The organism is Microbacterium sp. 5K110, from assembly GCF_005774735.1.
Lineage (GTDB): Bacteria > Actinomycetota > Actinomycetes > Actinomycetales > Microbacteriaceae > Microbacterium.
In genome coordinates this window covers 72,147-99,087 of record NZ_VBUM01000001.1, presented here as the reverse complement: position 1 = coordinate 99,087, position 26,941 = coordinate 72,147, and the positions used below count along the sequence as shown (strand labels likewise).

General features: G+C 68.6%; 23 protein-coding genes. 12 read left to right on the top strand and 11 right to left on the bottom strand.

Annotated features, from left to right (window positions below; translation table 11 throughout):
- Positions 1–3: 3 nt before the first annotated feature.
- Positions 4–1,065, bottom strand: a complete 1,062-nt coding sequence (locus FE256_RS00485; RefSeq protein ID WP_138172284.1) for a hypothetical protein — start codon at positions 1,063–1,065, stop codon at positions 4–6.
- Positions 1,066–1,168: 103 nt separating this feature from the next.
- Between FE256_RS00485 and FE256_RS00480 the strand changes: the two genes are divergently transcribed.
- From FE256_RS00480 to FE256_RS00465, 4 genes are read left to right on the top strand one after another with little or no spacing between them, the layout of a single operon-like run.
- A complete protein-coding gene (locus tag FE256_RS00480; RefSeq protein WP_102209667.1) occupies positions 1,169–1,606 on the top strand; it encodes a hypothetical protein in 438 nt (145 codons plus the stop codon).
- Positions 1,603–3,087 carry a putative type IV secretion/conjugal transfer ATPase gene (locus FE256_RS00475; RefSeq protein WP_138172283.1) on the top strand — a complete coding sequence of 495 codons (1,485 nt, stop codon included), beginning with the start codon at positions 1,603–1,605 and terminating at the stop codon, positions 3,085–3,087. The genes FE256_RS00480 and FE256_RS00475 overlap by 4 nt, the downstream gene beginning before the upstream one ends.
- Position 3,088: 1 nt before the next feature.
- Complete coding sequence (locus FE256_RS00470) at positions 3,089–3,679, top strand: hypothetical protein (RefSeq protein WP_229381994.1); 591 nt, start codon at positions 3,089–3,091, stop codon at positions 3,677–3,679.
- Positions 3,676–5,487 carry a type IV secretory system conjugative DNA transfer family protein gene (locus FE256_RS00465; RefSeq protein WP_102209669.1) on the top strand — a complete coding sequence of 604 codons (1,812 nt, stop codon included), beginning with the start codon at positions 3,676–3,678 and terminating at the stop codon, positions 5,485–5,487. Before FE256_RS00470 ends, FE256_RS00465 begins: the two co-directional genes overlap by 4 nt.
- Positions 5,488–5,498: 11 nt before the next feature.
- On the opposite strand, the gene FE256_RS00460 is transcribed toward FE256_RS00465, so the two are convergent.
- The 4 genes from FE256_RS00460 to cmtR form a co-directional block, all read right to left on the bottom strand.
- Positions 5,499–5,849 carry a hypothetical protein gene (locus FE256_RS00460; protein WP_138172282.1) on the bottom strand — a complete coding sequence of 117 codons (351 nt, stop codon included), beginning with the start codon at positions 5,847–5,849 and terminating at the stop codon, positions 5,499–5,501.
- Between the two features lie 122 nt (positions 5,850–5,971).
- Entirely contained in the window at positions 5,972–6,442 is a 471-nt protein-coding gene (locus tag FE256_RS00455; RefSeq protein ID WP_245610941.1) for a signal peptidase II, read from the bottom strand.
- Positions 6,443–6,567: 125 nt separating this feature from the next.
- Positions 6,568–8,469, bottom strand: coding sequence for a heavy metal translocating P-type ATPase (locus FE256_RS00450; RefSeq protein WP_252370851.1), 1,902 nt, complete (start codon positions 8,467–8,469; stop codon positions 6,568–6,570).
- A complete protein-coding gene (gene cmtR, locus FE256_RS00445; protein WP_045246602.1) occupies positions 8,466–8,825 on the bottom strand; it encodes a Cd(II)/Pb(II)-sensing metalloregulatory transcriptional regulator CmtR in 360 nt (119 codons plus the stop codon). The genes FE256_RS00450 and cmtR overlap by 4 nt, the downstream gene beginning before the upstream one ends.
- A gap of 271 nt (positions 8,826–9,096) precedes the next feature.
- On the opposite strand from cmtR, the gene FE256_RS00440 reads away from it, so the two are divergent.
- The 4 genes from FE256_RS00440 (at position 9,097) to FE256_RS00425 (ending at position 15,830) form a co-directional block, all read left to right on the top strand.
- A complete protein-coding gene (locus FE256_RS00440; RefSeq protein WP_048809344.1) occupies positions 9,097–9,537 on the top strand; it encodes a single-stranded DNA-binding protein in 441 nt (146 codons plus the stop codon).
- A gap of 9 nt (positions 9,538–9,546) precedes the next feature.
- Positions 9,547–10,161, top strand: a complete 615-nt coding sequence (locus FE256_RS00435) for a hypothetical protein (protein WP_102209673.1) — start codon at positions 9,547–9,549, stop codon at positions 10,159–10,161.
- 138 nt (positions 10,162–10,299) lie between these two features.
- Positions 10,300–10,824 (top strand): hypothetical protein, encoded by a 525-nt coding sequence (locus tag FE256_RS00430; RefSeq protein ID WP_045246583.1) that lies wholly within the window; start codon positions 10,300–10,302, stop codon positions 10,822–10,824.
- A gap of 71 nt (positions 10,825–10,895) precedes the next feature.
- Positions 10,896–15,830, top strand: coding sequence for a helicase-like domain-containing protein (locus tag FE256_RS00425; protein WP_195691486.1), 4,935 nt, complete (start codon positions 10,896–10,898; stop codon positions 15,828–15,830).
- A 1-nt stretch (position 15,831) separates the two neighbouring features.
- On the opposite strand, the gene FE256_RS00420 is transcribed toward FE256_RS00425, so the two are convergent.
- The 4 genes from FE256_RS00420 to FE256_RS00405 form a co-directional block, all read right to left on the bottom strand.
- Positions 15,832–16,512, bottom strand: a complete 681-nt coding sequence (locus FE256_RS00420) for a hypothetical protein (protein WP_102209675.1) — start codon at positions 16,510–16,512, stop codon at positions 15,832–15,834.
- Positions 16,478–16,834, bottom strand: a complete 357-nt coding sequence (locus tag FE256_RS00415; protein ID WP_138172280.1) for a helix-turn-helix domain-containing protein — start codon at positions 16,832–16,834, stop codon at positions 16,478–16,480. Before FE256_RS00415 ends, FE256_RS00420 begins: the two co-directional genes overlap by 35 nt.
- Positions 16,835–16,911: 77 nt before the next feature.
- Positions 16,912–18,234, bottom strand: coding sequence for a tyrosine-type recombinase/integrase (locus FE256_RS00410; RefSeq protein ID WP_102209677.1), 1,323 nt, complete (start codon positions 18,232–18,234; stop codon positions 16,912–16,914).
- Positions 18,234–18,458 carry a helix-turn-helix transcriptional regulator gene (locus FE256_RS00405; RefSeq protein WP_102209750.1) on the bottom strand — a complete coding sequence of 75 codons (225 nt, stop codon included), beginning with the start codon at positions 18,456–18,458 and terminating at the stop codon, positions 18,234–18,236. The genes FE256_RS00410 and FE256_RS00405 overlap by 1 nt, the downstream gene beginning before the upstream one ends.
- 370 nt (positions 18,459–18,828) lie before the next feature.
- Here FE256_RS00405 and FE256_RS00400 point away from each other — a divergent pair, with 370 nt between their 5' ends.
- The 3 genes from FE256_RS00400 (at position 18,829) to FE256_RS00390 (ending at position 21,814) form a co-directional block, all read left to right on the top strand.
- Positions 18,829–19,191 carry a DUF6507 family protein gene (locus FE256_RS00400; protein WP_138172279.1) on the top strand — a complete coding sequence of 121 codons (363 nt, stop codon included), beginning with the start codon at positions 18,829–18,831 and terminating at the stop codon, positions 19,189–19,191.
- Positions 19,191–21,155, top strand: coding sequence for an alpha/beta hydrolase (locus tag FE256_RS00395; protein ID WP_138172278.1), 1,965 nt, complete (start codon positions 19,191–19,193; stop codon positions 21,153–21,155). Before FE256_RS00400 ends, FE256_RS00395 begins: the two co-directional genes overlap by 1 nt.
- Positions 21,156–21,268: 113 nt before the next feature.
- On the top strand, positions 21,269–21,814 hold the full coding sequence (locus FE256_RS00390; RefSeq protein WP_138172277.1) for a hypothetical protein: 546 nt from the start codon (positions 21,269–21,271) through the stop codon (positions 21,812–21,814).
- Between the two features lie 6 nt (positions 21,815–21,820).
- On the opposite strand, the gene FE256_RS00385 is transcribed toward FE256_RS00390, so the two are convergent.
- Positions 21,821–22,135, bottom strand: a complete 315-nt coding sequence (locus FE256_RS00385; RefSeq protein WP_138172276.1) for a DUF2277 domain-containing protein — start codon at positions 22,133–22,135, stop codon at positions 21,821–21,823.
- A gap of 116 nt (positions 22,136–22,251) precedes the next feature.
- On the opposite strand from FE256_RS00385, the gene FE256_RS00380 reads away from it, so the two are divergent.
- Positions 22,252–23,946 (top strand): long-chain-fatty-acid--CoA ligase, encoded by a 1,695-nt coding sequence (locus FE256_RS00380; protein WP_138172275.1) that lies wholly within the window; start codon positions 22,252–22,254, stop codon positions 23,944–23,946.
- 1 nt (position 23,947) lies between these two features.
- On the opposite strand, the gene FE256_RS00375 is transcribed toward FE256_RS00380, so the two are convergent.
- Positions 23,948–26,938 (bottom strand): bifunctional [glutamine synthetase] adenylyltransferase/[glutamine synthetase]-adenylyl-L-tyrosine phosphorylase, encoded by a 2,991-nt coding sequence (locus FE256_RS00375; protein WP_138172274.1) that lies wholly within the window; start codon positions 26,936–26,938, stop codon positions 23,948–23,950.
- Positions 26,939–26,941 lie beyond the last annotated feature (3 nt).

Here is a 26,941-nt window from a genome sequence, read left to right as displayed (position 1 = left end):
TAGTCACTCGGCCGGACGCACGAGCAAAGTCGCGGATGGGTCGACGCCCTCTGCCCAGGCTAGAGTCGGCAGGTCGGCACCATCGAGACCCGCCAGTTGCAGAGCCGCCTGCCCAGACAGATGGGCCGAGTTAATCGACTGTCCGTTCGCCACCGCGGCGTAGAACTGCGCCGCGTAGCTGATCGCGTCACCGTCTTCAATCTCGTCTGCCATGCCGATTGCGAACGGAACAATGTCGGCAACGAGGGCGTCAAGCTGACCAGCAGACCGGCAGGAGTTCAGAAGAACGAGCAAGGGCGGATCGTCCGTTGCATTGATCGCGGCAGCGAAGGCGCGCGCGCTCACGATCACACCCTCGTGGGGCGTATCGGTTTCGTCTTCGAAGACGATCAAGTCCTCATTGCTGTGGCCGGAGAAGTGAACGACGTGCGGACGGAACTTCGTGATGCCATCCAGCAGATCGGCCGTCGTTGCAGCAGGACGGACATCCAGCTCAACCAAGTCACGATGAAGCGCCGACTCGACCGCTGCACGAATCCGCTTCTGCTCACGCCCCACGCGCAGATCGCCTTCCGACGATGCGCCGAGCATCAGCACGCGGAGCTTCTCAGGCTTCGGGGCAGGAAGCTCACGAATGACTTGCGAGACGGCGGACTCCGTGGCGCTCAGCCGCCGCTCGAGAACGGCGCGCTGGGCCGCGGCTTGCCGATCCGCACGCTGTTGGTCCAGCTTGCGTCTACGTTCAGCGGCGTTGCTCTCGGATGCTTCTGCCCGTGCGAGCTTGTCGGCAAGCGCCATCTCCTCCTTGGCATAGCCGGCCGCGCGCGACTGCCATCGACTCGCCTCCTTACCTGCCGCGGCAGCCTCCGATTCCTTCCTTTCGGCTTCGCGCAGCTTGGACTGGATGGTGCTGGAGCTCTTCGACTTGCTGGCCGCAGCACGAGCTGCCGCTGACTCAGCTCGCTTTTTCGATTCCTTCCCGCGGTACTCTCCAGCCTTCTTTTCCGCGTCGATGCGCTGCTTCCGCTTGCGCTCAAGTTGGCCGCGGTATGTGCTTGCGCTCATGCTCTTCCTCACAACAGGTCGTCGGATCGACCGTAGCCTCGACCTCTGACGTCGGGGATAACGTGCGCACCTTCCTGGCAGATCGAGACGCCAGGGAGACGAAATGCCGACGTTCAGCAACCCTGTAGAGGACGCCGCAGACGCCCGCGAGGCGGTGCGGGCGCTCGCGCACGCGAGCCGTGCGTTCGCTGATCCCGCGGACACATATCAGGTGGTCGGCGAGTTGCTAGGGACGCTGCGATCCCTGGAGCAAGTGTTGGAGCAGGTCGCGGCGGCGCATGTCCTGCACCAGGACAAGGCGTTCCTCGACAACGGCGACCGCGAGGCCGGGGTTGACGAGGCTTGGGCCGCCGCCAACGCACTGCGCAGGGCCGCAGAACTCGTCCAGTCGGCCGAGACCGCCGTCGATCAGGCGTCGCAGCATTCGAGCTACATCGCGTGGCACCCGGCACCTGTCGCCAGTCGACCTGAGTTGGACCCGTTCTCCCGCGACCCGTTCGAGGCACTCCCGGTCAGCTCCCGGCGAGGATTATCACTATGAGCCCCGGCGACCGCGAGCGCCTGCACACCGCGGTCCTGCTCGACCCGGCAGGCGAGCGCCGCGCCGCGCGGAAGGCGCGACGGCGAGCGGCGAGCAAGATCGAGACCGCCGACCGCAAGGCTCAGCAGGAGCGGGCGCGGGCGACATGGGAGGCCGAACGCGAGGCAAGGCGGGCGACGACCTACCTGCCACCGTCCGGCGAGACGCGGCCCGCAGCACTCCGCACGCCCGGCCGTTTTCGGCTGCCGCGCCACCAGGACACAAGCGCGACGCTGGCAGGGGCGTATCCGTTCCTCGCCGAGGGCGGGCTCGGCTCCGCTGGCGTGTTCGTCGGCCAGGATCTCTACAGCGGGGCTTCGTTCGTCTACGACCCGTGGGTGCTCTACGCGCAGGGCATCATCACCGCACCGAACATCGTGCTCGCGGGGATCGTCGGCTCCGGCAAGTCCTCGCTCGCCAAGAGTCTCTATACACGGTCAATCCCATTCGGTCGGAGGGTGTACGTCCCCGGCGATCCGAAAGGCGAGCACACGGCCGTCGCTGAGGCGGTCGGCGGTCGGGCGATCATGCTGGGGCACGGGATGTCTACGCGGCTGAATCCCCTCGATGAAGGGCACCGGCCTTCGGGCCTCAGCGATGCCGAGTGGCAGAGCCAGGTCACCTCACGGCGACGCGACCTGATCGGCGCGCTCGCCGAGACCGTCCTCGACCGCGGCCTCACCCCGCTGGAGCACACCGCCGTCGACATCGCGCTCGCCGATGCGGTGCGCTCGGCCGATGTGCCGATCCTTCCGATGGTGGTCGACCGCATCCTCGCTCCGAACGCCGAGAACGACGATGGCAGGCTCGCCGAGGACGGCCGACTCGTCGGACACGCGCTTCGGAGACTCGTGGCCGGTGACTTGGCGGGACTGTTCGACGGCCCGAGCACCGTGCGCTTCGACCCGTCGCTGCCGATGGTGTCGCTAGACCTGTCGCGGGTTGCGGAGAACTCGACGCTCATCTCCGTGCTCATGACGTGTTCGTCGGCGTGGATGGAGTCGGCGCTGCTCGACCCGGCGGGCGGCCCGCGCTGGGTCGTGTACGACGAGGCGTGGCGGCTCATGTCGCATCCGGCGCTGCTGCGCCGGATGGATGCACAGTGGCGGCTCGCGCGGCACTACGGCATCGCCAACCTGCTCATTTTCCACAAGCTCAGCGACCTCGACAACGTAGGCGACCAGGGCTCGGCGATGCGCGCACTCGCCTCGTCCCTGCTCGCCAACGCCGAGACACGGGTGATCTACAGGCAGGAGAGCGATCAGCTCGGAGCGACTGCGCAGGCCCTCGGACTCACCGGAACTGAGCAGGGATTGCTGCCCGGCCTCGGCACCGGGCAGGGGCTCTGGAGGATCAAGAACCGCTCGTTCGTCGTCCAGCACCAGCTCCACCCTGCCGAACTTGCGATGTACGAGACAGGTCAGAAGGCCAGAGGAGCGTGAAATGTCCATCACCCTTTCGCGGCGACGCCGCGCTCGCTCAGAGAGCGCCGAGCAGGAGGACTCAGCCAACGTGCCGCCCGTGCTGCCGGTCGTGACGATGACCGTGCAGGCGGACGCGACGCTGCGCGTCGTGGTCGACGGGAAGCTGTTCGGTCCGCCGACGTTCGCTCCGCCGTGGCAGCGGCACTCGTTCGCGCAGATCATCAGCGAAGTGATCGAGCAGCGCCGCTCCCCAGTCCGCGTCGTGGTGCACGAACTCGATGGCACCGTCTACACGGATATCGTGACCGCTCCACTGCACCCCGTGTCCCTCGACCAGTCCCCGCCCGCAGGACCGCGGGCCTCGGTCGAGGATGGCGACTCCGCGCGGGATGCGACGGAGCCTTCGCACCCGCGCGCACTCCAGAATGGCGAGGGCTTCGTACCAGGCGAGGATGTGGCCGTAGCGGTCATCGTCCGGCACGCCGCGGCAAGCGGCGACGGAGCGGCAAGGGCTCAGATCGAGCCGGGTCTGCTCGATCTGAGCCCCACGCACGAGGTCATCCTGCTCGGCCGCGTCTCGGGCACCTGCGTCATCGGACACCCGGCATGACCAGTTCGTCACCGCGAGCCAGGGCGTTCGGCGACGAGCTGACGAACCTCGCCCTCGGCGCGCTCATCGGTGCGATGCTGCTGGCCGGTGCGCTGCGCTTGGCCGGGAGCATCGCTGCGTTCGTCACAGTTGCGCCCCAGCCTGCGGCAGGTCTCGAAGCGGGAGTCGGCGTGGTCTTCCACCCCGATGACCCCGGCTCGGCACTCGGCTCCGCGTCACTCAGCCCGGTCGCCTACTGGATCACCGTCGCACTCCTGCTCACTGCCGTCGGAACGGCGACGTGGTTCATCTGGCGATGGGTGCGCGAGCTGGGCAAGCGGACCAAGGCCGACCCGAACCGGATCGAGGGAATCGCCGAGGGGCGCGATGTGCAGCGGGCCGCATCCGAACGCGACCTCCTGCGTCGAGCGAAGACCCTGCGCCCCTCGCTCACCGACCCGAAACCCGAGCAGGTCGGCTACCTCCTCGGCACTTCGCGCGGCAAGCGCGTGTGGACATCCGTGGAGGACTCGATCCTGCTGATCGGCCCGCCGAGATCCGGCAAGGGCGCGAACATCGTCATCAACACCATCCTCGACGCGCCCGGTGCGGTCATCACGACCTCGACCCGGCCAGACAACCTCACGGCGACGCTCCGCGCCCGCCAGTCGCACGGCGGCCCAGTCTCCGTGTTCGATCCCCAGCACCTCGCCGAGGGCGTGCCCGCGGGTCTGCGGTGGTCACCGATCCGCGGGTGCGAGGTGCCCCTGACCGCGATGATCCGCGGCACAGGTCTCGCCGCGGGAACCGGGCTCTCCGGCCCCTCTGTCGAGAACGGCGGATTCTGGGAAGGCAAGACGCGCACGGCGCTACAGGCGCTTCTGCACGCCGCGGCGCTCGATCACCGGCAACCCGCCGAGCTATTCCGCTGGACGCTCGACCCTGCGGCTGCGGCGGATGCCGTCTCCATTCTCGCGTCGCACCCCCACGCCGCGACCGGATGGGCCGAGTCGCTCGACGGGATGCTGCAATCCGACCCTCGCACCCGCGACTCCATTTGGCAGGGCGTCTCGCTCTCCCTCGCCTCGCTCGCCGACCCACGGGTGCTGGAGGCGGTCAGCCCCAGCGAGGACGAGCAGTTCGACCCCGAGGCGTTCCTGCGCGGGTCCGGCACGCTTTACCTGCTGGCGACAGGAGCCGGAGCGGGGGCGTCCTCGTCGCTCGTCGCGGCGTTCATCGAAGACCTCGTAGAGACGGCTCGGCGCATCGCCGCGCGCTCGCCGGGCGCGCGGCTCGATCCGCCTGTGCTGCTCGCGCTCGACGAGATCGGGAACCTCGCGCCTCTGCCTTCGCTTCCGGTCCTCATGGCGGAGGGCGGCGGCACCGGGCTCACGGTGATGCCCGTGTTCCAGTCGCTCGCCCAGGCGCGAGGTCGTTGGGGCGACGACGCCGCGACCGCGATGTGGGATGCGAGCATCACCAAGATCGTCCTCGGCGGCGGGACGGACACACGGCACCTCCAGGACATCTCCACACTGATCGGCGAACGCGACGAGACGACTGACTCCGTGACCATCGGGGAGCGCGGCTTGCGCTCGAACCAACGCTCGATCCGCCGCGTCCCGATCATGAAGGTCGAAGACATCCGCACCCTGCCCCAGGGCACCTCGCTCGTGTTGCTGCGCTCCGCGCCGCCGATCATCACGACCATGCGTTACTGGCTCCATCGGCCGGAAGCCGAGACGCTGCTCGCCCAGCGCGCCGAGGTCGAGGCGATCATGCGGCCGGGCACCGCAGGGATAGGTGAGGCAACAGTCACCGACGACTGACTGTGAGGAGGCTAGATCGGCCAGTCTTTGTGCAGCTGCGAGCCGATACCAAGCGAACTCAGGTCCGCGGTAACGGCAAGCCACAAGTCATTGAAGATCTGGTCGGCGTCGCCCGTCCAGTCGTTTGGAATCGGGGTCGGCGAATCGACGGTATACGAGACGACGTATCCCGGAGCCGAGTAGTCGTCCCAAGTCAGCGAGACGTTGAGCCTCGCGTTCTCCAGTTTCACGTCGTCATCACCGTCGCCGAATCTGTCGGCGACGTACTCATAGTCGTATGAGAACTGGTAGGAGTCATCCTGCTTCATCGAACGCAGGTACTCGTCTTCATCCTCGAACTCTTCGCCGGTCGAGTTGTTCACGAACGACACTGGACGACCTACCTCTCGCGTTTGTAGGGACCGCTCAGAAATGTCCATCTTCGCAGCGGCAGGACGCGGAAGTGACAGGCGGAATGTCCTCGAAAGCCGCCGCGAGCATGCTTCTAGATGTCTTTCGGAGTCGATCTGTGCTCGTCGGGCTGATGACTCGACCTTCTGCCCTTCGACTGCGAGACGTAGAGGAGTATGCCGAGGGCGACGCCGACACCGAGGATGACGTCGGCAAGGTTGCCGATGAACAGGTTGCCGTAGGCGAGGAAGTCGGTGACGTGGCCGCGACCGAATCCGGGTGGGGCGAGCAGGCGGTCCAGGAGGTTGCCGACCGCGCCGCCCCATAGCAGGCCAATCGCGACCGCCCACCCGGCGGTGCGGGCGCGCGTGGCGGCGATGAGCAGAGCCACGGATGCCGCGGCCGCGATGATGGTGAGCAGCCAGGTTGAGCCGGATCCGAGGGACATGACGGTGCCGGGGTTGAACGCGAGCTGCAAGCCGAGCCAGTCTCCGAGGAGTGGGATGCGGGCTTGTTCGCTGAGCCGTGAAAGGGCGAGTGCTTTGGTTCCCTGGTCGATCAGCACCGCCCCGGCAGCGACGGCGCACGCGATCAGGAATAGACGTGGTCGGACGCGCGAGCCAATAGGGCCGGCGGAATTCATTTTCACGGCATCCGCCCTTCCCTGCGCGAGGCCATGAACGAGACCGGTCATGCCTTCGTGCGCCGCGCCGCGCGGAGCCCGTTGAGGATCACAATGACCTCCGCGACTTCGTGCACCAGCACCACGGCGGCGAGGCCCAGAATGCCGGTGATCGCCAGCGGCAGCAGGATTGCGATGATCGCGATGGACAGCACAACGTTCTGGTTGATGATGCTGCGGCCGCGACGGGCGTGAGCGAGAGACTGCGGGATGAGACGCAGGTCGTGGCCGGTGAACGCGACGTCGGCGGACTCGATCGCAGCATCCGCGCCCTTGGCCCCCATCGCGATCCCCAGGTCCGCGGCCGCGAGAGCGGGGGCGTCGTTGATGCCGTCCCCGATCATCGCGGTGGGCTGCGACTTCGACATTTCCGCGACAGCGGCGGCCTTGTCCTCGGGACGCAGTTCGGCGCGCACGTCGCTGATGCCGGCCTGTACGGCGAGGGCCGCGGCGGTGCGGGCATTGTCGCCGGTGAGCATCGTCACCCCGATCCCGCGCCGGTTCAGCGTGGCGATGACCTCAGGAACCTCAGGACGCAGCTCGTCCCGCACCCCGATCGCGCCGACTGGCTGGTCGTTGCGGTGGATGATGACAACGGTCATCCCCTCGGACTCCATCGCCTGCACTTCGTCGGCCAGCGTGCCAGCGTCTAGCCAACGTGGACTCCCTACGGCGAGACGAGCTCCGTCGAGGGTGCCGACAATGCCGTGGCCGGCGGTCTCGCGGACGTCTGTAGCGGCCGGAGCGCCGGGAACCGCGTTGGTGATCGCTGCGGCGAGGGGATGCGTGCTGTGGCCTTCCAGGCTCGCTGCCCATGCCAGCACACCATCCTGGGTCGCGCCGGTGGTGACGACATGGGTAACAGTGGGCTTGTTGCGGGTCAGAGTGCCGGTCTTGTCGACGGCGAGGTGGCGGATGCCACCGAATCGCTCGAACGCGGCACCGGACTTCACAACCACACCGAACTTTGACGCGGCGCCGATGGCAGATACGACGGTGACCGGGACAGCGATCGCCAGAGCACACGGCGACGCTGCGACCAGCACGACCAGAGCACGGGTGATCCACACCCCGGGGTCGCCGCTCAGCAGCGACCCGAGCACGCCGACCAGCACGGCGAGGATCATCACGCCGGGAACGAGGGGGCGGGCGATGCGGTCGGCCAGGCGGGCGCGGTCGCCCTTCTCGGCCTGCGCCTGCTCGACCAGTTCCACAATCGTGGTGAGCGAGTTGTCGGTGCCAGCGGCGGTGGCCTCGACCTCGAGGACGCCGGTGGTGTTGATCGACCCGGCCGACACGTCAATGCCGGGCTCGACCTCGACCGGGATCGACTCGCCTGTGATCGCGGACGTGTCCAGGCTGCTCCGCCCGGCACGCACGATGCCGTCTGTCGCGATCCGTTCGCCCGGCCGGACAACGAGCACATCGCCGACACGCAGCTCCTTCGCCTCCACCTCCGTGGTGGCGTCGCCGCCCTTGACGAGTGCGGTGTCGGGCACGAGCTTCAACAGTGCCCGCAGCCCTGCGCGGGCGCGGTCCATGGCCTTGTCTTCCAGCGCCTCCGCGATGGAGTACAAGAACGCGAGTGCGGCGGCCTCCTCGACGTAGCCGAGGATCACCGCCCCGGTGGCGCTGATCGTCATGAGCAGGCCGATACCGAGCTTGCCCTTGGTGAACAGTTTGCGCAGCGCGCCCGGCACGAACGTGTACGCGCCCAGCAGCAGACCGATCCAGAACAACACCAGACCCGCGGTCTCCGCGCCGGTCCACTCGCACACCAGACCGGCGGCGAACGCGACGCCGGAGGCGATCGGGATCAGAACGCTCGGGCTCCGATACCACGGCCGGTGATCGTCATCATCGTCGTCGAGGTCGACGTGTTCGGCTTGCGAGCCCGTGACCGCGCTCACGCCCGAACCTCCCCCGCCACGCAGCCCTCGACCCCGCAGTCCGGGTCCATGCATGGCACGCTCTCGTCGACCGCGAGCGTCACATCAACCAGCGCCGTCAGCGCGCGCGCGAGGTGCGGGTCTGCGACCTCGTACCGGGTCTGCCGGCCCTCGGGCTCAGCCACCACGATCCCGCACCCGCGCAGACACGTCAGATGGTTCGACACGTTCGAGCGGGACAGCCCCAAATCACGAGACAGCACCGCCGGATAACTCGGGCCGGTCAAGAGGGTCAGGAGGATCCGAGAGCGGGTCGGGTCGGCCATAGCTCGGCCGAGCCGGTTCATCACATCGAGTCGATCGGCAATAGTCAGCACATGCTGACTATACATCAGTGGCTGTACTCGGTCTCGCGCTTGCACCTTCGCTCTTCGACCCGCGATCCTCCCGGAAGATGTCCCGGATAGACATCTCGTGGACATTTCCTCCACGAAATGGACATTTCCGAAGAGTCCCTACAGCGTTCTCTGCCCAGGCGACGCTCGCCTCTCAGCCATGTCATCACAGTAGCCCGGGGCGCGGACGGTCGAGCTTGCGCACCTATCGGGTAGCAGTCCTCTCTCGGCAGGAGAAGTTAGGAGCATCCCGATGCGAACCAAAGAGTCCCTGTGGGGCTTCTTCGCCAGCGACCCGCAACTGTCCTTCAACGAGAAAGGAGAGGCGCGACTGTTCGCCTGGATCGGTCAGGAGCAGTTCGAGCGCAACCCGGACGGCTCGTTCACCCAGGGCGAGACGAAGTTCTACCCGTTCAAGATGTTCCGGAAGACCGCGGAGCACGCCTACGAGAAGTTCGCGCGCGGCGACACCTTCGTCGCCAGCGGGCACGTCCAGAAGTTCAGCTACGAGAAGAACGGCGAGACGATCAGCGGCGAGGAGTTCATCGCCACGCACATCGGCCCCGATGCCGCCCGCACGAGCTACGCCGTCGATCGCGGCCGCTCGCGCACGCAGCACGTCGAGAGCGCAGCCATCGAAGCGCCAGACCCGACCATCCCCCAGCAACCGTCACCCCGTCCGATGACGCTGTGAGGCCGCGTCATGACCACCGACGAGACGCTGTTCCCGCCCGATGACCCCGACTTCGATGTGCCTCCGCTCGAGGAACCGGAGCCCGAGCCGGTGACACCTTCGCCGAGGCCGGCCAAGGAGCCGGACGCCGAGGCGAAGGACACGCCGGAGCCGCCGCGCCCCGTCAACTGGAACATCCTGACCGCGGCCGAGGCGCAGGTGGAGTGGCTGGAGCTGAACGCCTTCGTGAACTGGCTGCGTCACGAGTTCGGCCTGAGCGTGAACGTCGTGCCGCCGTTCTGGCATCGGCACCCGGAGCTGGTGTGGCCGCTGTCGGCGCTGCGGCAGCACTACCTCAACGCCTACGACAAGAAGCAGCACGGCTCGGCACCGTTCGGCTGGTGGCGCGACTTCTGGGCGTTCGTGCCGCAGCTTCGGGACGCGGTGACCGCGTGCGGCACGAAGCTCAACACCGACCGTCCGACGCGGCAGGCGGTGTGGCCGGGCGAGGACGAGCATCCCATGCTGGTGGAGACGGTGATCCCCGACCGGGATGCCGACTTCACGCAGTTCGTCAAGGACGACGTGGCTCGCAGGCAGGCCATCGAGGACGAGTTCTACGCCCATCTCGCGGCGGAGCAGTAGGGCGCGGGCGGTGACGGCGAATGGCGCGGCAGCGATCCCGGAAGCCCTGGCCGGGGCAACTGGAGTTCGACCTGTGGGGGCTCGACGAGCCCGCCGCCGACACCGCGCTCGCCACCGCTCGCGAAACCGGGGCAGGCGATGAACAAGTACGGGCAGATGGCGCTGGAGCACTGGCAGGCGACAGCTCCGAGCCGAGTGGCGGAGCTGAGCGATCCGGCGACGTTCTTCGAGACGCTGGGCCTGGAGATGCAGGCGCAGGTGACGAACCTCGCGTCGATGCTGGCGGGCAGCGACCGGCAGGGGGAGACTTTCTTGCAGAAGGTCGCCCGGCTGACAGCGGCCCGGAGACAGGCGGAGGAGGTCGTGATGTCGCAACTGGCGTGGGTCACCGACCCGAGCCTGCCGCTGGATCAGGCACGGGAGGAATGGGAGCAGACCCGTCCCTCCGACGAGAACCTGGTCCTCTGGGCCGAGCGGATGCAGGACTGCCCGGATTCGATGCCCTCCTCCGTGGAGTTGGAGGAGATGGCGAAGACGTGGGCGCTGCCGGTCGAGTTCCTGCTGGAGCTCGTGGCGACGGAGCCCCCACGGGAGTACATGCGGGCGAACCGGGCGACGCTCGCCGAGGCGGCGACGATCCGCTTCTTCCGCGAGCTGCGGTAGCGCCTCGGTTCGTTCCCGCCTCGCAGGACGACCTTGGCCCCTCGGGCGCGAAGGCACGCTATCGGGCGAACGTGGAGGCGATCCACCTCATCCACGATCTGAACTCGACGGGTCGCCCCGCGTCTCCAGAGGGTCAGCGCGTGCTCGCCCGCTGGTCGAGCTGGGGCGCGATCCCCGAGGTCTTCGATGATCTGAAGCCCGAATGGGATGCCGAGCGCGCTGAGCTGCGCGAGCTGCTGAGCGACGACGAGTGGGATGCCGCCGCGCGCACGACGATCAACGCGCACTACACCGACCCGATGATCGCCCGGCAGGTGTGGCGGCTGCTGGACGGGCTGGGGTTCCGCGGCGGCGCGGTGCTGGAGCCCGGTTCCGGCGCGGGTACGTTCATCGGCCTCGCGCCGGCGTCGGCGCAGATGACCGGGGTGGAACTCGATCCACTGACGGCGGCGATCTGCGCCGAGCTGTACCCGCACGCGACCGTCCGCGCCGAGTCCTTCGCCGACACCCGACTGCCTGAAGGACACTTCGACGCAGCCATCGGCAACGTGCCGTTCAGCAGCGTCACTCTGCACGACCCGCTGCACAACGCGACCCGGCAGTCGATGCACAACCACTTCATCATCAAGTCGCTGCGCCTGACCCGGCCCGGCGGAATCGTCGCGGTGCTGACCTCGCACTTCACGATGGACGCGCAGAACCCCGGCGCGCGGCGGGAGATGAACGAGCTGGCCGACCTCGTGGGCGCGATCCGCCTGCCCACCGGGGCGCACCGCCGCGCCGCAGGGACGGAGGTGGTGACCGACCTGCTCGTGTTCCGGCGGCGACCGGAGGGCGAGCAGATGCGCGACGACGCCTGGGAGACGGTCGCGCAGGTGCCCATCGACGGCGTGCCGATGCGGATCAACCGCTACTTCGACGAGCACCCGGAGCAGATGCTCGGGGAGGTCGGCGTCGGCCACGGGATGTACGACGCGGCCACGCTCACCATCACGACCGATCTGGCTGACTTGGAGGCGGAACTCGCGGTCGCCGTCGACCAGATCGTGTTCTCCGCGCGCCGGGCCGGGCTGACGATGACCGAGCGCACCGCCGAGCAGCAGGCGCGCCGGGCAGCGTTCACCCCGTCGGCGCCGGAGCTATGGGACGGCAGCATCGTGGCGAGCGAGACCGGCGGCTTCCGCACCGTTGTCTCCGGCTCGCTAGAGCCGCTTGCGGTGCCGAAGTCCGCCGAGCGCGAGCTACGCGCACTGCTGCGTCTGCGCGACGGGGCATCCCGCCTGCTGACCGCGGAAGCGGCGAGCGTGGACGACACGCCTGACATCGTGCTCACCCGCACGACGCTGCGCCGCGACTACCTGAAGTACGTCGGCACCTACGGGGCGCTGAACCGCTACACGCTGCGCCCCACCGGGCGCACGAACGAGGACGGCGAGGAGACCTTCGCGCGCATCGTGCCGACACCGATCCGGCTGCTGCGCTCCGACCCGTTCGGTCCCCTGGTGCTCGCGCTGGAGCAGTTCGACGACGAGGATCAGTCCGCGTCGCCTGCCGCGATCATGAGCCACCGTGTGGTGGTGCCGCGCGCCGAGGTGCAGGGTGTCGACAGCCCGGCCGACGCCATAGCGGTCAGCCTCGACCGCACCGGCCGCATCGACATCACCCTCGTCGCCGATCTGCTCGGCATGAACGACCGCGAGGCGCGCGCGGCGCTGGGAACGCTCGTGTTCGCCGATCCGGTCACGAACCAGCTCACCCACGCGCCGGAGTATCTGTCGGGCGACGTGCGGGTCAAGCTCGAAGCGGCACGGCTCCGCGCCGAGGACGACCCGGAGTTCCAGGTCAACGTCGATGCGCTCGCTGAGGTGTTGCCCGCGCCGCTGGGCATCCAGGACATCCACGCGAAGCTCGGCGCCGTCTGGATCAGCGCCGACGTGCACGAGCAGTTCCTGCGTAGCACTCTGCGCGCGCCCGACGTTCGCGTGGAGAACCCGCTGCCAGGCATGTGGGAGATTCGCGGCGGTCGGCAGGGGCTGCCCTCCACCTCGGAATGGGGCACGCCCCGCCGCCCCGCGCCGGACATCGCACAGGCCGTCATGGAGCAGCGGACGATGCTCGTTTACGACGAGGAGAAGGACATCGACGGCAAGGTGCGTCGCGTGCTCAACCCCGTCGAGACCGCCGCAGCGCAGGAGAAGGCCGACGGCCTCCAAGAGCGGTTCAGCGAGTGGGTGTGGGAAGACCCGGCACGCGCGCAGGCGCTCGTGGACGAGTACAACCGGCGCTTCAACTCCATCGTGCTCCGTGACTACACGGATGCCGGGGCATATCTGTCGTTGCCCGGCCTGGCGTCGAACTTCGAGCCGCGCACGCACCAGCGAGCCGCTGTCGCGCGCATGGTGTCCGAGCCCGCCGCGGGCCTGTTCCACGAGGTCGGCGCGGGCAAGACCGCGGAAATGATTATGGGCGCGATGGAGATGCGCCGGATGGGGCTCATCGGCAAGCCCGTCGTGGTCGTGCCGAATCACATGCTGGAGCAGTTCGGGCGCGAGTGGCTCCAGATCTACCCGCGCGCCCGCGTGCTCGCGGCGTCGAGCCTCGACCTCACGGCAGACAAGCGGCGGCTGTTCGTCGCCCGCGCTGCCGCGAACGAGTGGGACGCGATCATCCTCACGCAGGGGGCGTTCGCCAAGATCCCGCTGCGCGCCGAGACGCAGCAGGAGTACATCCGCGGGCAGGTAGACGACGTGCGGCGAGTGCTGGGCGAGGCGACCGGCGAGCAGCGGATGAGCGTCAAGCGCATCCAGCGGAAGCTCCTGGCGATGGAGAACAAGCTCAAGGATCGGCTCGACTCCGACCGCGACCGCGGCGTCTGCTTCGAGGACACCGGCATTGATTACGTCATCGTCGACGAGATGCATATGTACAAGAATCTCGCCACCGAGTCGAACATCAGGGACGCGGCCATCGAGGGCTCGGATCGCGCGAGCGACCTGCACATGAAGCTCGAATACCTCCGCTCCGCGGGGCGCGAGCGGGTCGTGACCGCCGCGACCGCGACGCCCATCTCGAACTCGATCACCGAAACCTATGTCATGCAGCGATACCTGCGGCCCGACGTGCTGGAGTCGGCGGGTGTCGGCGCGTTCGATGCGTGGGCGGCAACGTTCGGCGAGCTGGTCACGCAGATGGAGATCTCGCCGACCGGCAGTACCTTCCGAATGAAGACCCGCTTCGCCCGGTTCCAGAACGGGCAGGAGCTGCTCCGGATGTGGTCGGTGTTCGCCGACGTGAAGACCGCTGAAGACCTCGACCTGCCCGTGCCCGCGCTCGTGCAGCGCGACGACGGCAGCCGCGCGCCCTCCACCGTGCCGGTGCAGCCGACCGTCGAGCTGGAACAGTACGTCGCATCCCTCGCCGAGCGCGCCGAGAAGGTCGCCACCCGCCAGGTGCGGCCCGACGAAGACAACATGCTCCTGATCGCCACCGACGGACGCAAGGCCGCGCTCGACATCCGCATGGTCATCTCCCGCGACCCGTCCGGGCCGAGCAAGGTCGACGTCGCCGCCGACGCGATCCACCGCATCTGGGAGCGCACCCGCGACAACGAGTACCTCGACACGGTGACCGGGCAACCCTCCACGGTGCGCGGGTCGCTCCAGCTCGTGTTCTCCGATATCGGCACCCCGAACCAGGACAGGTGGAACGCCTACGACGAGCTGCGGCAGCAGCTCGTGCAGCGCGGCATCCCCGCCGAGCAGGTCAGATACATGCACGAGGCGAAGACCGACGTGGAGAAGGCCCGCCTGTTCGCCGCAGCCCGTGCCGGCCACGTCGCCGTGCTCCTCGGATCGACGGAGAAGATGGGTGTCGGCACGAACGTCCAGGCCCGCGCCATCGCGCTGCACCATCTGGACTGCCCGTGGCGGCCCTCCGACATCGCGCAGCGCGACGGTCGCATCATGCGGCAGGGCAACCAGAACGAGGAAGTGGCGATCGTCCGCTACGTCACCGAGCGTTCCTTCGACTCCTACATGTGGCAGACCGTCGAGCGGAAGGCCGCGTCGTTCGCGCAGCTCCTGCGCGGCAAGATCAACGCCCGAGAGATCGAGGAGATCGACACCTCCGCGTTGTCCGCAGCAGAGGCCAAGGCAATCGCCTCCGGCAATCCGCTCCTGCTGGAGCACTCCGTCATCCTCAACGAGGTGAACCGGCTCCGCCGCCTCCAGCGCGCGCACGAGCGCAACGAGGACATGCTCGTCCACACCGGAAACCGCGCCCGGTCAGCCGCCGAGCGCGCCGCCGCGGACATTCGCGGGCTGGAAGCCGCTGCCCCGCGGATGATCGACACGAGCGGCGACAGGTTCCGCATCACGCTCGGCGCGCGCGACTACGACTCCCGCTCCGAAGCCGCCCACGCCCTCGCCGCATGGATGAGCGACTCCGGCCTGAAGTGGCTGCCTCGGTACGGGCACAAGGACTTCGGGATCATCGGCCGCATCTCAGGCTTCGACATCCACGTCGAGGCCCGCTCCGGGCTCGCCGCTCTCGATGTGACCCTCTCCCTGCCCGAGGTGCCCCGCTCGGGATTCACGATGTCGAAGGAGTCGTTCCTGGAGGCCGGGCTCGGGCTCGTGCAGCGCATCGAGAACCGTGTCAGCGGCATCCCCTCCCTCCTCGACCAGGCCCGCGAAGACCTGGAAGAAGCCGAGCAGACCGTCACCGATACCCAGCAGCGCCTCGGCCAGCCCTTCCGCCACGCACAGACCCTCGCCGACGCCGAGGAAGACCTCGCCCGCGTCGAGTCCCAGCTCGCCGCGATGCAGGACGAACCGGCACCCGAGCCCGCCGCGCCAGAGTCCGAGCGCGTCGAGCTGACCATCGAAGCAGTGCGCGCCTACGAACCGAACCTCGGGTCGCGGGAGGGTGCGGGTCGTGAGCCCGCGACCCCGTTCGTCCCCGTGACGCCTCCGGCCGCGCCGCCGGGCAACGCCCAGCGGCTGTAGCTCAGCGGCACTCCGGGCCGAGCCCGTCGACGATCGTGGCCGGGTCGGCGATGATCTGCTCGCAGCGCAGGCAGCGCGCGCCGCGAAAGATCACCTCCGGTTCGCCGTGGATGCCGTGTTCGGGTTCGACCTCGTAGAGGTCCGCGTGTGCGGCGAACAGGCGCGGGTGGTTCTTGGCGATGGCGGCGTGGAATTGCGCGGGCGTGGTCGGCGGGTTGAGCTGACGCTCGACGAACAGGTCGATCACCGTCGAATAGGCATCGCGGGTGAGCCGCGCGGCGAGGAACAGATCGGGGTTCGCCGCCGAGATGCCGACGCTAGCAAGATCGTCCAGCCCGTAGTCGTCCACATCCTCGGTGACCAGGAAGCGTGCGCCCGCGGCCGCAGCATCGGCAAGGATCTGCCGATCCGCGCCCTTCGTGCCTCCGAAATGTTCCGCACCCGTGCCGGTCGGCCCGAGCAAGACGTCGAATCGCTCCCGGACACTCGACGGCGGCAACGCCCTCGGGCGCATGTGCACCTGGGCCTCCCGCTCGGCAGCCCGGCTCCAGAAGGCGCGGAAGCCGCTCGGCACCCCGCCGACGACCAGCAGAGTCCGAGTGACGGGCTTAGCGATGATGTTCGCGTCCAGGAGAACGCGCGTCAGCTCACTGATCGCCGAAGAGGTCGTCGCGGAGTTCATCGCGCGTCAGCTCCACGAGGTCGCCCATCGTCTTGCGCCAGTACCGCGCGAACTCCTCGTAGGGGATGCGATTGCGATTGCCGACCTTGACCGCGCGAATCTCCCCCGCCTTGATCTTCCGCGAGATGGTGGGACGAGACACGCCCATCGCGTCGGCGACCTGCTCGGGGGTCATCATGCGGCGCTTCGCCGTCAGCGTCACCGTCTCCCCATCGGCTGCCGCCTGCTGCACATATGCGGCGACCTGCTCCAGCCAAGCCGGGCGCGCCCCGGCGCTGGAGCGCACATCCTCCGGGTTGATCGTCAAGCTCGTCATGGTCATGACCCCATCCTACCTCCATCTGCACACTCTGGACAATACAAGTGTTCATACGGCATCCCCTTCTTGAGCCTTACAGTTCATGCGTCGATGCCCGCGAACGCCTCGTCGAGCGCGTCAGCCGCGACCTCGACGATGAGGTCGGGACGCTTCGCGTAGTGCCCTTCCGTGATGTCGGTACTGCTGTGCCCGAGCAGGTCGCGTGCGACCTCGACGCCAGCCGTGTCCGATACCGCGGCCGCGACCGCCTTGCGGAGACTGCGGAAGGTGAGATGCTCGGCGTCGACCCCGATAGCCAGCAGTTCCGGCTCGAACTCGCGGCGGAACATCCGGAGCAACTCGCCGACGGCGCTGGGGTCGCGCGGACGGCCGCGCTCGGTCGTGAACAGCACGTCGTCTGGATTCCGTTCGGGGTCGGGAACGTGGCTCGCCACGAGTTCGCTCAGTACCTTCGCTGCGAACTTCGGCACGCGAACCCAACGCTTCTGCCGCTCCGCTTTGGGCGAGTCCTGGCGAAACAGGCCGCGGGACTTGGTGCGAACCATCGTCCCGCCGACCCAGACGAGCGCCTCCATCGTGAGGCTTCCATCCGGTTGTTCCACCGCCTCGAACCGCACGTCCTGGAACCGGATCGCAATCGGTTCTGCCGTCCTCTCGGAGGTGCCGAGCGTGATGAGGATGTAGTCGGCGAGCAGCTTGTAGTTGGGCCGTCGGCCCACCGGATACCGCTTCCGGTGCCGCTCGGGCCACACCTCGCGGATGAGGTGGAGGATGTACTTGACCTGCACCGCGTCGAGTTCGAAGTACACCGTGTCCGGCTCGTCCGCTCGCCTGGTCGCACGGATCGGGTTCGCCATGACGACCGCTCCGTACCGTGTGTTCTGGATCGACCCGGCAGCCGAGAAGTGCCCCTGCTGGATCGCCCAGTCGAACATGAGCGACATCACGTTCCGAACCTTGTTCGCGGTCGTTACCGACTTCTCCCGTGCTACGTCCATGAGCAGCCCATCAGCACGGTCGGCGGTGATGTCGGCAATGGGGATGGCACCGGCGCGCGGGACGACATGCGCGCGAACAACCGATGCGTAGCCATCGACGGTCTGCTCGCGGCGCTGGCGCAGCACCCGCGGATCATCGTCGTGATACGCCGTCTTCAGCCACGCCTTCGCCAGCTCAGCGACAGTCATGACCTGTGCTCGTCGCGCCAGCACTCGACCGACAGCGACATCAGCAGCTTCCTGCAACGCCGTCAGCGCCTCAGCCTCGGTCGCTCCGCTGCCGCTGGGACGACGCTCCTGCCCCTGGCCGTCATAGACCCGCGCTCGCGCGATGACCAGTCCGCTCGGCTCGACCGTGTAGGTCACCTTGCCGAGTTCGCCGAGTGCGCGCTTCGGCCGCGCCATCAGTCGCCCGCCCTATCCGTCGGGGCCACGATCCGCCCAGCGATGAACGCCTCGACATCCTCATCGCGGTAGCGAACGTTGTGCGACGAGAGTGCGACGAACGGCAACCCGAGACCTCGGCTGCGCGCACGCTCTGTGCGCCAGTCAGCGAGCGTCCTGATCGGGATGCCCGTGTACTCCGCAAGCTCCTGCGGAGTCCAGAGGCGGGGGCGGTCGTCGCTCATACCAATGAGGTAGGCGGCACCACCCGCAGACCTCCAGCGAACCCCGTAGGACGGCCAAGAATCGAGTAAACGGACGGGTTCTCGGACCGCCGCAGTAGCGACCAACTCCATGCTCAACATCGCACTTCCCTGTATTTGCAGGGGAGTATGATCCTGTGGAACACCCTCCGGTTCTCAGATCCTCAAGCCGAGCTGTACTTCGGGGTCTGATCGCCCGATCATCCACGACCAAGCCCGTCCCCGCCGTTTCGCGGGGGCGGGCTTCGTCGTTGCCGGGGCGCAAGATAGACGATGCGACGCTCCTTGTGGAGTACCCGGACAACGATCGGGGGCTTTGACAGGATGGTCATCGACGATGAAAGGGGCCATCGTGAGCGATTATCGGGTAGATCCCGACCGTGTGATCGGCGTCCTGGCCGGGGTGGATGACGCCGGCGCGGGCATCGCGCAGGCGATCACCGACATGGAGGATCTGGCTCTGGAGGGGCAGAGCCTCGTGGCCGATGACCGACGCACCCTCGCGAGCGCGTGGGGCGACCTCCTCGGTGAGCGCCGATACGTGCCCGGGAAGCTCGCCCACGTCGTGGCGGCTGCCGCGTCGGCCGTGAGCGAGGCGACGACCGCCGTCGTCACCGGCGACGTCGACATGTCGGTCACGACGGCGGAGGCGGAGTCGCGGGCCATGGACGAGTGGGGCATCGATTCTCTCGTCGCATACGGGCAGGGGTACTGATGGGCAGCCCGAGTGTCGACGATCTCCCCCAGGTGGTGGATCCTGCTGTGCTCACGGGTCTCGGCGAGCGTCTCGTGGCCATCGCCAATGGGACGCAGACATCGATGTCCGACGTGCAGAACCGCTGGGTGGTTCTGGGCGACACCGAGGTCTTCTATGTCACGGGGGCGGAAGCGGTGCCGCGGATGCTCGATCGCCCCGCCTCGGACGCGCAGAGTTTCTCCCAGGCGCTGATCGAGGCACGTAACGCGCTGTGGGATGCCGGGTCGTCGGAGTTCCCCGATCTGACCCAGCGCCGTGAGGAGCTGGCATTCCGGATCCCGTCCGTGGTTGCCGCCTACGATTCGGCGGCCGACGCGTCCATTCGAGCGAACGCGACGTACCGCTCGACTCGGGGGTCCGACGTGGATGCCTCGGTTGCCGCGGACGCATCACTGGCACGCTTGAACGCGTCGACGACCCTGAACTCCGCCGAGAGCGCACTGGACACGCTGCAGGCCGACATCGACCGTTTCCGACGTGACGTCGAGGAAGCCGAGGATCGGCTCGCGTCGCGACTACGAAACGTCTCGGGCGGAACCGAGGTGATCGGCGCCGGTGGAGAGCCCGTGCGGGTGGCGCAGCTGTTCTGGGGGTTCTCGGAGTCCGCGTACCCGGGCGCACCGTCCGCTGCCTCGGTCAGTCGGTCGCTCTCCGAGCAGTTGACCTACGACCTCGGGCGAGCGGCCGAACGTCGCATCGACTGGCTCTCGACGGCCGACACCGGCGACGCGCGGCGGTGGCTCGACGCCCACCCGGACTTCGTGCAGTCCGTCGCCTTCGTCGAACCGGAACGCGCCGGCGACCTGTTCACCGATCTCGCGGACGCCTCCGCCGCTTCGCCGAACGGCGAATGGAACGGCGGTCCGCTCGGGCAGCTGCTCGGCCTGGCTCCGCTCGTCGTCGGGAACCTCAACGGCATCCCCGCCCATCAACGCGGCATCTTCAACCGCGCGGGTCTCGCCGACGTCCTGGCGCGGGACGACCTCGACGACGAGACCCGGAGCAAGCTCGAGCAGCTGCGGTCGGTGGTGGAGAAGCGTTCGGACGACGGTTCCCTGCCGACGTTGTTGAGCTTCTTCATCGACACCGAGGGGTCTCCGCGTGCCAACATCGCGTTCGGGGACGTCGACACCGCCGATCAGGTGACGACCCTGACGCATGGCATCCGGACGGATCTCGGTTCGCTGCAGGAGTGGGCGCGCGGCAGTGCGGACCTGCAGTCGGCGCTGTCGAGTGAGATGGAGCGAACCGGTCAGCGCAGCACCACGGCTGTCGTGCTGATCATGGACTGGGATTCCGGCGGCGCCCTCAGCGTCGGCGGGATCGATCGGCCCGATGCAGGAGCCGCGCGTCTTTCCGAGACGCTCCGAGGCCTGCATGCGGTGAACCCCGGCGCCCAGCTCAACACGGGCGCGCACTCGCTCGGCACGACGATGACCGGGCAGGCCGTCGCCGACAATCCCGGACTGGTCTCGCATGTCTGGTTCTTCGGTTCGGCGGGTATCACCGCGCAGACGGGCGACGAGCTCGCGGAGCAGATCCGCTCCGGCGAGACGACGGTGTCGGCCACGCACGCCGATGACGACAGCATCGCCGCGTGGGGACGCAAGGACTGGCTCGGCAGCCTCCACGCGGAAGACCCGCGGGACGTGCCGGGGGTTCAGCCGTTCGGGTCGAACGGCGGTGTCGTCGCGGACTACGGATCGCCGCGGGGCGAGTACGGCGAATCGACCGACAGTCACGACGCCCACAACAGCACGAAGGACGAGTTCGTCGGATGGGACGTGGGCTGGGATGGCTCGCCCATCCCGCTCTACGAGCCCACCGAACAGACGGGGTATCTCGACCCGTCCGCCGAGTCGTTCAAGCACTTCGTGGTTGGCTTGCGCGAGGCACTCGACACGACAGGAGCGAGCCGATGACCCAACGCAGGTGGGGCACCCTCCCCGTACTCGTCGCGAGCGCCGTCGTCACCGCGACCGTTCTGACCGGATGTGGAGGTCCGCAGATGTCCCCGAATGAGACGCCGAGCGCGATGCCTAGCAGCACCGTGGGCTTCGACGATGCGAAGGCAGCGAACCTCGAATACAAGGCGGCGGTCGCCGACGTCCAGAAGCACATCTTCGACGGGGACTGGCGTGTCGGAGAGTACGGCGACGTTCCCGACCAGTGCGAGGGCGGCTACCAGTTCTTCCTGCGACGCAAGCTCCCCGAAGGCTTCTCGTTCGACGGCCAGGGCCCGCAGAGGATGGAACAGCTCCGTACCTGGATGTCAGAGAACGGGTGGCAGGTCGAGCCGGCACCCACCTATGGGGCGGGCATCGACAACATCGTGATCGTCGCGGGAAAGCCCGACGAGAAGGTGTCCCGTCTGGACGTCGACCTGATCCCGGGCGTCGCCGCCGAGGGCACGGTCGACGTGTTGGAACTCCGCGCGACCTCCACCTGCGAGCCGGGTGACGCTGCGGCGCTCCTTGAGCAGTTGCGCGGTCCGTTGACCGCGGTGCCGGACGACAGCGGTATCCCCGATCTGGAGAGTCCGGGGGCCACTCCCCTGTTCGAGCGCTTCGACGAGGGGTGATCGGGCTCAGGATGCCGAGCGCGCGGCGCGCTTCTGCTCCTGGAACACGCGGATCGCCTCGTAGCGGTCGGCGGATCGGGCCTGGCGCTTCGCCGCTTCGACCTCGCGGGTCTTCGGAGGAGCCGACGTCACGAGGTCGTCGAGCAGGCGGCGAGTGGCGTCCGCGATCTCGTCGACCGCACGGTCGAAGACCTGCTGATTCGCTCGTGACGGCTTCGTGGTGCCCGTGATCTTGCGAACGAACTGCAGCGCCGCGTCGTGGCACTCGTCGTCGGTCGCCGGGGGCTCGAAGTTGTGCAGGGGCACGATGTTGCGGCACATGCCAGCAGGGTAGGCCGCTCCCCCGCGTCCCAAAAGAGGCGGAGCGCGCAAGCTCCCGGCATCCGCACAGGCGGCGCGTCGCCGCGGTGTCGGTGGGGCACGGAATGATGGATGCCATGACCTCCCCGTACGTGTCGCGACCGTGGCTCAGCTCTTACGCCGAGGGCGTGCCCCACGAGATCGACGAGCCGTCGCAGACGCTTCCCGAGATGATCGCCGACTCGGTGCACCGGTACGGGAAGACCACGGCTCTGGAGTTCTTCGGCGCGCGGACGACGTATCGCGAGCTCGGCGATCAGATCGCCCGCGCCGCCGAGGGACTGCGGCGGCTGGGCGTCACGGCGGGCGACCGCGTCGCTTTGGTGCTGCCCAACTGCCCGCAGCACGTCGTCGCGTTCTATGCCGCCCTGCGGCTCGGGGCGATCGTCATCGAGCACAACCCGCTCTACACCGCGCGCGAGCTGCGGCACCAGTTCGAGGATCATGGGGCACGGTTCGCGATCGTCTGGGACAAGGTGGCCGACCTCGTGGCCGACTTCCCGTCGGACCTCGCGCTCGAGCACATCGTGGCCGTCGACATCACCCGGGCGATGCCGCTCGGCACCCGCCTCGCGCTGAAGCTGCCGGTGAAGAAGGCGCGCGAGTCGCGCGCACAGCTGACCGCGGCACCGACGTCGAAGCGCCCGACACCGTGGGAGAAGCTGCTCACGCACGGCAAGCTCGCGCGCAAGCACGAGGGGCCGCTCCTCGACGACATCGCGCTCCTGCAGTACACCAGCGGCACGACGGGTAGCCCGAAGGGCGCGGTGCTCACCCACAGCAATCTGCGCTCCAACGCGATGCAGGGCCGCGCCTGGGTGCCCGGCCTCCACGACGGCGAAGAGACGTTCTACGGGGTGCTCCCCCTGTTCCACGCTTACGGGCTGACACTGTGCCTGACGTTCGCGATGAGCATCGGTGCCACGCTCGTGCTGTTCCCCAAGTACGACCTCGACCTCGTGGCATCCGCGGTGAAGAAGAGCCCGCCGACGTTCCTGCCGGCCGTCCCGCCGATCTACGACCAGCTCGCCCGCGCCGCCAGCCGCGGCGCCCTCGACCTGTCGACGGTGCGGTTCGCCATCTCGGGCGCCATGAGCCTGCCCGTCGCCACCGTCGATCGGTGGGAGGCGGCGACCGGCGGCCTGCTCGTCGAGGGGTACGGCATGACCGAGTCCTCGCCGGTCGCGCTCGGCAACCCGATCGGCCCCTCGCGGCGTCCGGGAACCGTCGGCGTCCCGTTCCCGAGCACCGACATCCGGGTCGTCGACCCCGACGACCCCGAGACCGACCTGCCGCTCGGCGAGACCGGCGAGCTGCTGCTGCGCGGTCCGCAGGTGTTCGAGGGGTACTGGAACCGCCCGGCCGACACGGCGGCCACCTTGCTCGACGGCGGCTGGTTGCGCACCGGCGATATCGCGTCGGTGTCGGCCGATGGCTTCGTCACGATCGTCGACCGGCTGAAAGAGATCATCATCACGGGCGGCTTCAACGTCTCGCCCAGCGAGGTCGAAGACGTGCTCGTGTCGCACCCCGACATCGAGGGCGCCGCCGTCGTCGCGCTCCCGAAGCCGCGCGGCGGCGAGGATGTCGCCGCCGCGATCGTCGTGCGCGACGGCGTCCAGCTCGATGCCGAAGCCGTGCGTGACTTCTGCAAGTCGCGTTTGGCGGCCTACAAAGTGCCGCGTCGCGTGGTCGTCGTAGATGACCTTCCACGTTCGCTCATCGGCAAGGTGCTGCGCCGCGAGGTGCGCGAGCGCCTCATGGCATCCTGAGTCACCCGTAGAAGAGCTTCTCGAAGACGCGTCGCGCGCGCCGCGTGGCGCCGAGATAGTCCTCCTCGACCTGGGTGGCCGAGTGCGGCGGGTACTCCAGGATCCGACCGATCCCGTCGAGCCGCCCGCGGTCGGCGGGAAGCACATCGCTCGTCTGTCCGGACAGCAGAGTGTTGGCCGACCGCAGACGGCTGGCCAGATGCCAGGATGCCGCGAGCTTGTCGGCCGCGTCACGGTCGATGAGGCCCGCGTCGACCGCGGCGTCCAGGGCACCGAGGGTCGACGTGGTGCGCATCGCGGGGGTGGCTCGGGCATGCTGCAGCTGCAGGATCTGAACCAGCCACTCGACGTCGCTGATGGAGCCGGGACCGAGCTTGAGGTGCCGCGCCGGGTCGGCGCCCTGCGGGAGCCGTTCGTTCTCGACGCGCGCCTTGATCCGCCGGATCTCGCGCAGCCCGTTCGGGTCGGCGGCGATCGGGTAGCGGACGTCGTCGGCGAGGGCCATGAAATCGGCGATGAGCTTCACGCTTCCGGCGACGCCACGGGCGCGCAGGAGTGCTTGCGCCTCCCACGACAGCGACCAGCGCCGGTAGTACTCGGCGTAGGCGTCGAGCGAGCGGGCGAGCGGACCGCTGCGGCCCTCGGGGCGCAGCTCCGCGTCGAGGTCGAGCGGCAGCCGGTGGTCTTCGGAGTGTTCGCGCAGGCCCGCGACGAGCTTCAGGGCGAGGGTGCTCGCGCGCTGCGGGTCGATGCCGTTCGCCCGGTAGACGTACATCACGTCGGCATCCGAACCGAACCCGATCTCGCGGCCGCCGAAGCGTCCCATCGCGATCACCGAGAAGTCGAGGACATCGTCCTCGGGGGGCACGACCTCGCGCCGCACCGCGCGGAGCGTGGCCTGGATCGTCACCTCGGTGATGGTGGTCAGGGCATCCGAGAGCTCTTCGAGCGAGACGACCTCGAGCACCGCCGCCATCGCGACGCGCAGCATCTCGCGGCGGCGCAGAGCCCGCACCGAGCGCATCGCGTCATCGATGTCGTCCCACCGCGTCTGGATGGCCCGGGCTTCTTCTTGCAGCGCCGCACCCGACCGCGGTCGCAGCAGAGCGTCGTCGTCGAGCCAGGCGACCGACTCGGGGATCCACTCCATGAGCTCGCCGATGTAGCGCGATCCCGACAGCACGCGGGTGAGGCTTTCAGCGGCTCCCGCGGAGTCCCGCAGCATCCGCAGAAACCACGGCGTGTTCCCGAGCCGCTCGCTGATGCGGCGGAACACCAGGAGGCCGTAGTCCGGGTCGACGCCGTCGGCGAACCAGCGGATCATGATCGGCATGAGGTGGCGCTGAATCGTCGCCTTGCGGCTCAGGCCGTTCGTGAGCGCGGCGATGTGCCGTAGCGCGCCCGCGGGGTCGCGGAAGCCGATGGCGGCGAGGCGGTCGCGGGCCTGCTCGGTCGAGAGCGAGCGCTCCCCCTCGGGGAGGGCCGCGACGGCCGAGAGGAGCGGCCGGTAGAACAACCGGACATGGATGTCGCGCACCTCGCGCTTGATGCGCTCCCACGCCTGCTGCACACCCGCGGCCGAGTCCGACAGCTTCGTCGCGCGCGCCAGCACGCGCAGGTCGTCGTCCTTCTCGGGCAAGAGGGCCGTGCGGCGCAGTCCTCGCAACTGCAGCCGGTGCTCGATCAGCCGCAGCAGTCGGTAGTCGCGGCCGAATGCCTCGGCTTCGCTGCGTCCGATGTAGCCCTCCGCGACGAGCGCGTCGAGGGCGTCGAGCGTCCCGCGCTGGCGGATCCGGTCGTCGGTGAGCCCGTGCACGAGCTGCAGCAGCTGCACGGTGAACTCGACATCGCGGATGCCGCCCGGCCCCAGCTTGACCTGGCGGTTCACCTCGGAGGCCGGGATGTGGTCGGTCACGCGCTCGCGCATGCGCTGTACGCCGTCGACGAAGTTCTCGCGCGCGGCGCTCAGCCACACCAGGGGCTGCACGGCCGCGATGTACTCGGCGCCGAGGGCGGGGTCGCCCGCGATCGCGCGGGCCTTCAAGAGTGCCTGGAATTCCCAGCTCTTCGCCCACCGGTCGTAGTACTGCGCGTGGGCGCCGAGGCTCCGCACGAGGGCGCCCTGCTTGCCCTCGGGGCGCAGGTTCGGATCGACCTCCCACAGGGGCGGCTCGATCTCGGGACCCGAGATGCCGCGCATCGTCTGGACGGCCAGGCGCGTGCCGATGTCGATCGCACGGGCCTCGGACACGACCTCCTCATCGGAGGTTCCGCCGACGAAGATGACATCGACATCGCTGACGTAGTTGAGCTCGCGGGCACCGGTCTTCCCCATCGCGATGATCGCGAACCGCGTCGCCTCGACCTGGGCACGGGGGAAGGCCGCGGGCCCGGTCCCGGACACACGCGCCCGAGCGACGCTCAACGACGCCTCGAGGGCGGCGCCGGCGAGGTCGGCGAGGGCCGCGGACACGATGTCGATCGCGGAGGCCGGGTCGTCCTGACCGAGGTCGTACGCAGCGATCCGGGCGAGCAGGCGCCGGTAGCGGACGCGGAGGGCCGCCCAGGCGGCATCCGAGGCGTCCGTCGCGAAGCCCTCGTCATCGCCGACGGATGCCAGGAGCTCGGCGCGCATGGTCTGCTCGTCGGGCACGGTGAGGCCGGCGCCGGCGAGGTGGGCGATCTCGTCGGGGTGGCGCAGGTAGAACTCCGCGAACCCGTCGGATGCGCCGACGATGTCCCACAGCGCACGCCAGGATCCGGCGTCGGCCGCCGCCGCGCGGACGGCTCCTTCGGCGCGACGGGCGATCTGCACGATCCCCGCGAGGGCACGGTCGGGGTCGGCCACGCGCTGCGCCAGAGCCATGGCATCCGCCCGCTCGACGCCGGTCAGCTGCTCGAGCTCGCCCAGCGCCATATCGGCTTCCGCGAGACGCGAGAAGCCGATACGGGCCAGAGCGGTGAGCGCCGTCGATCGATCGCCCGAGATCACCAC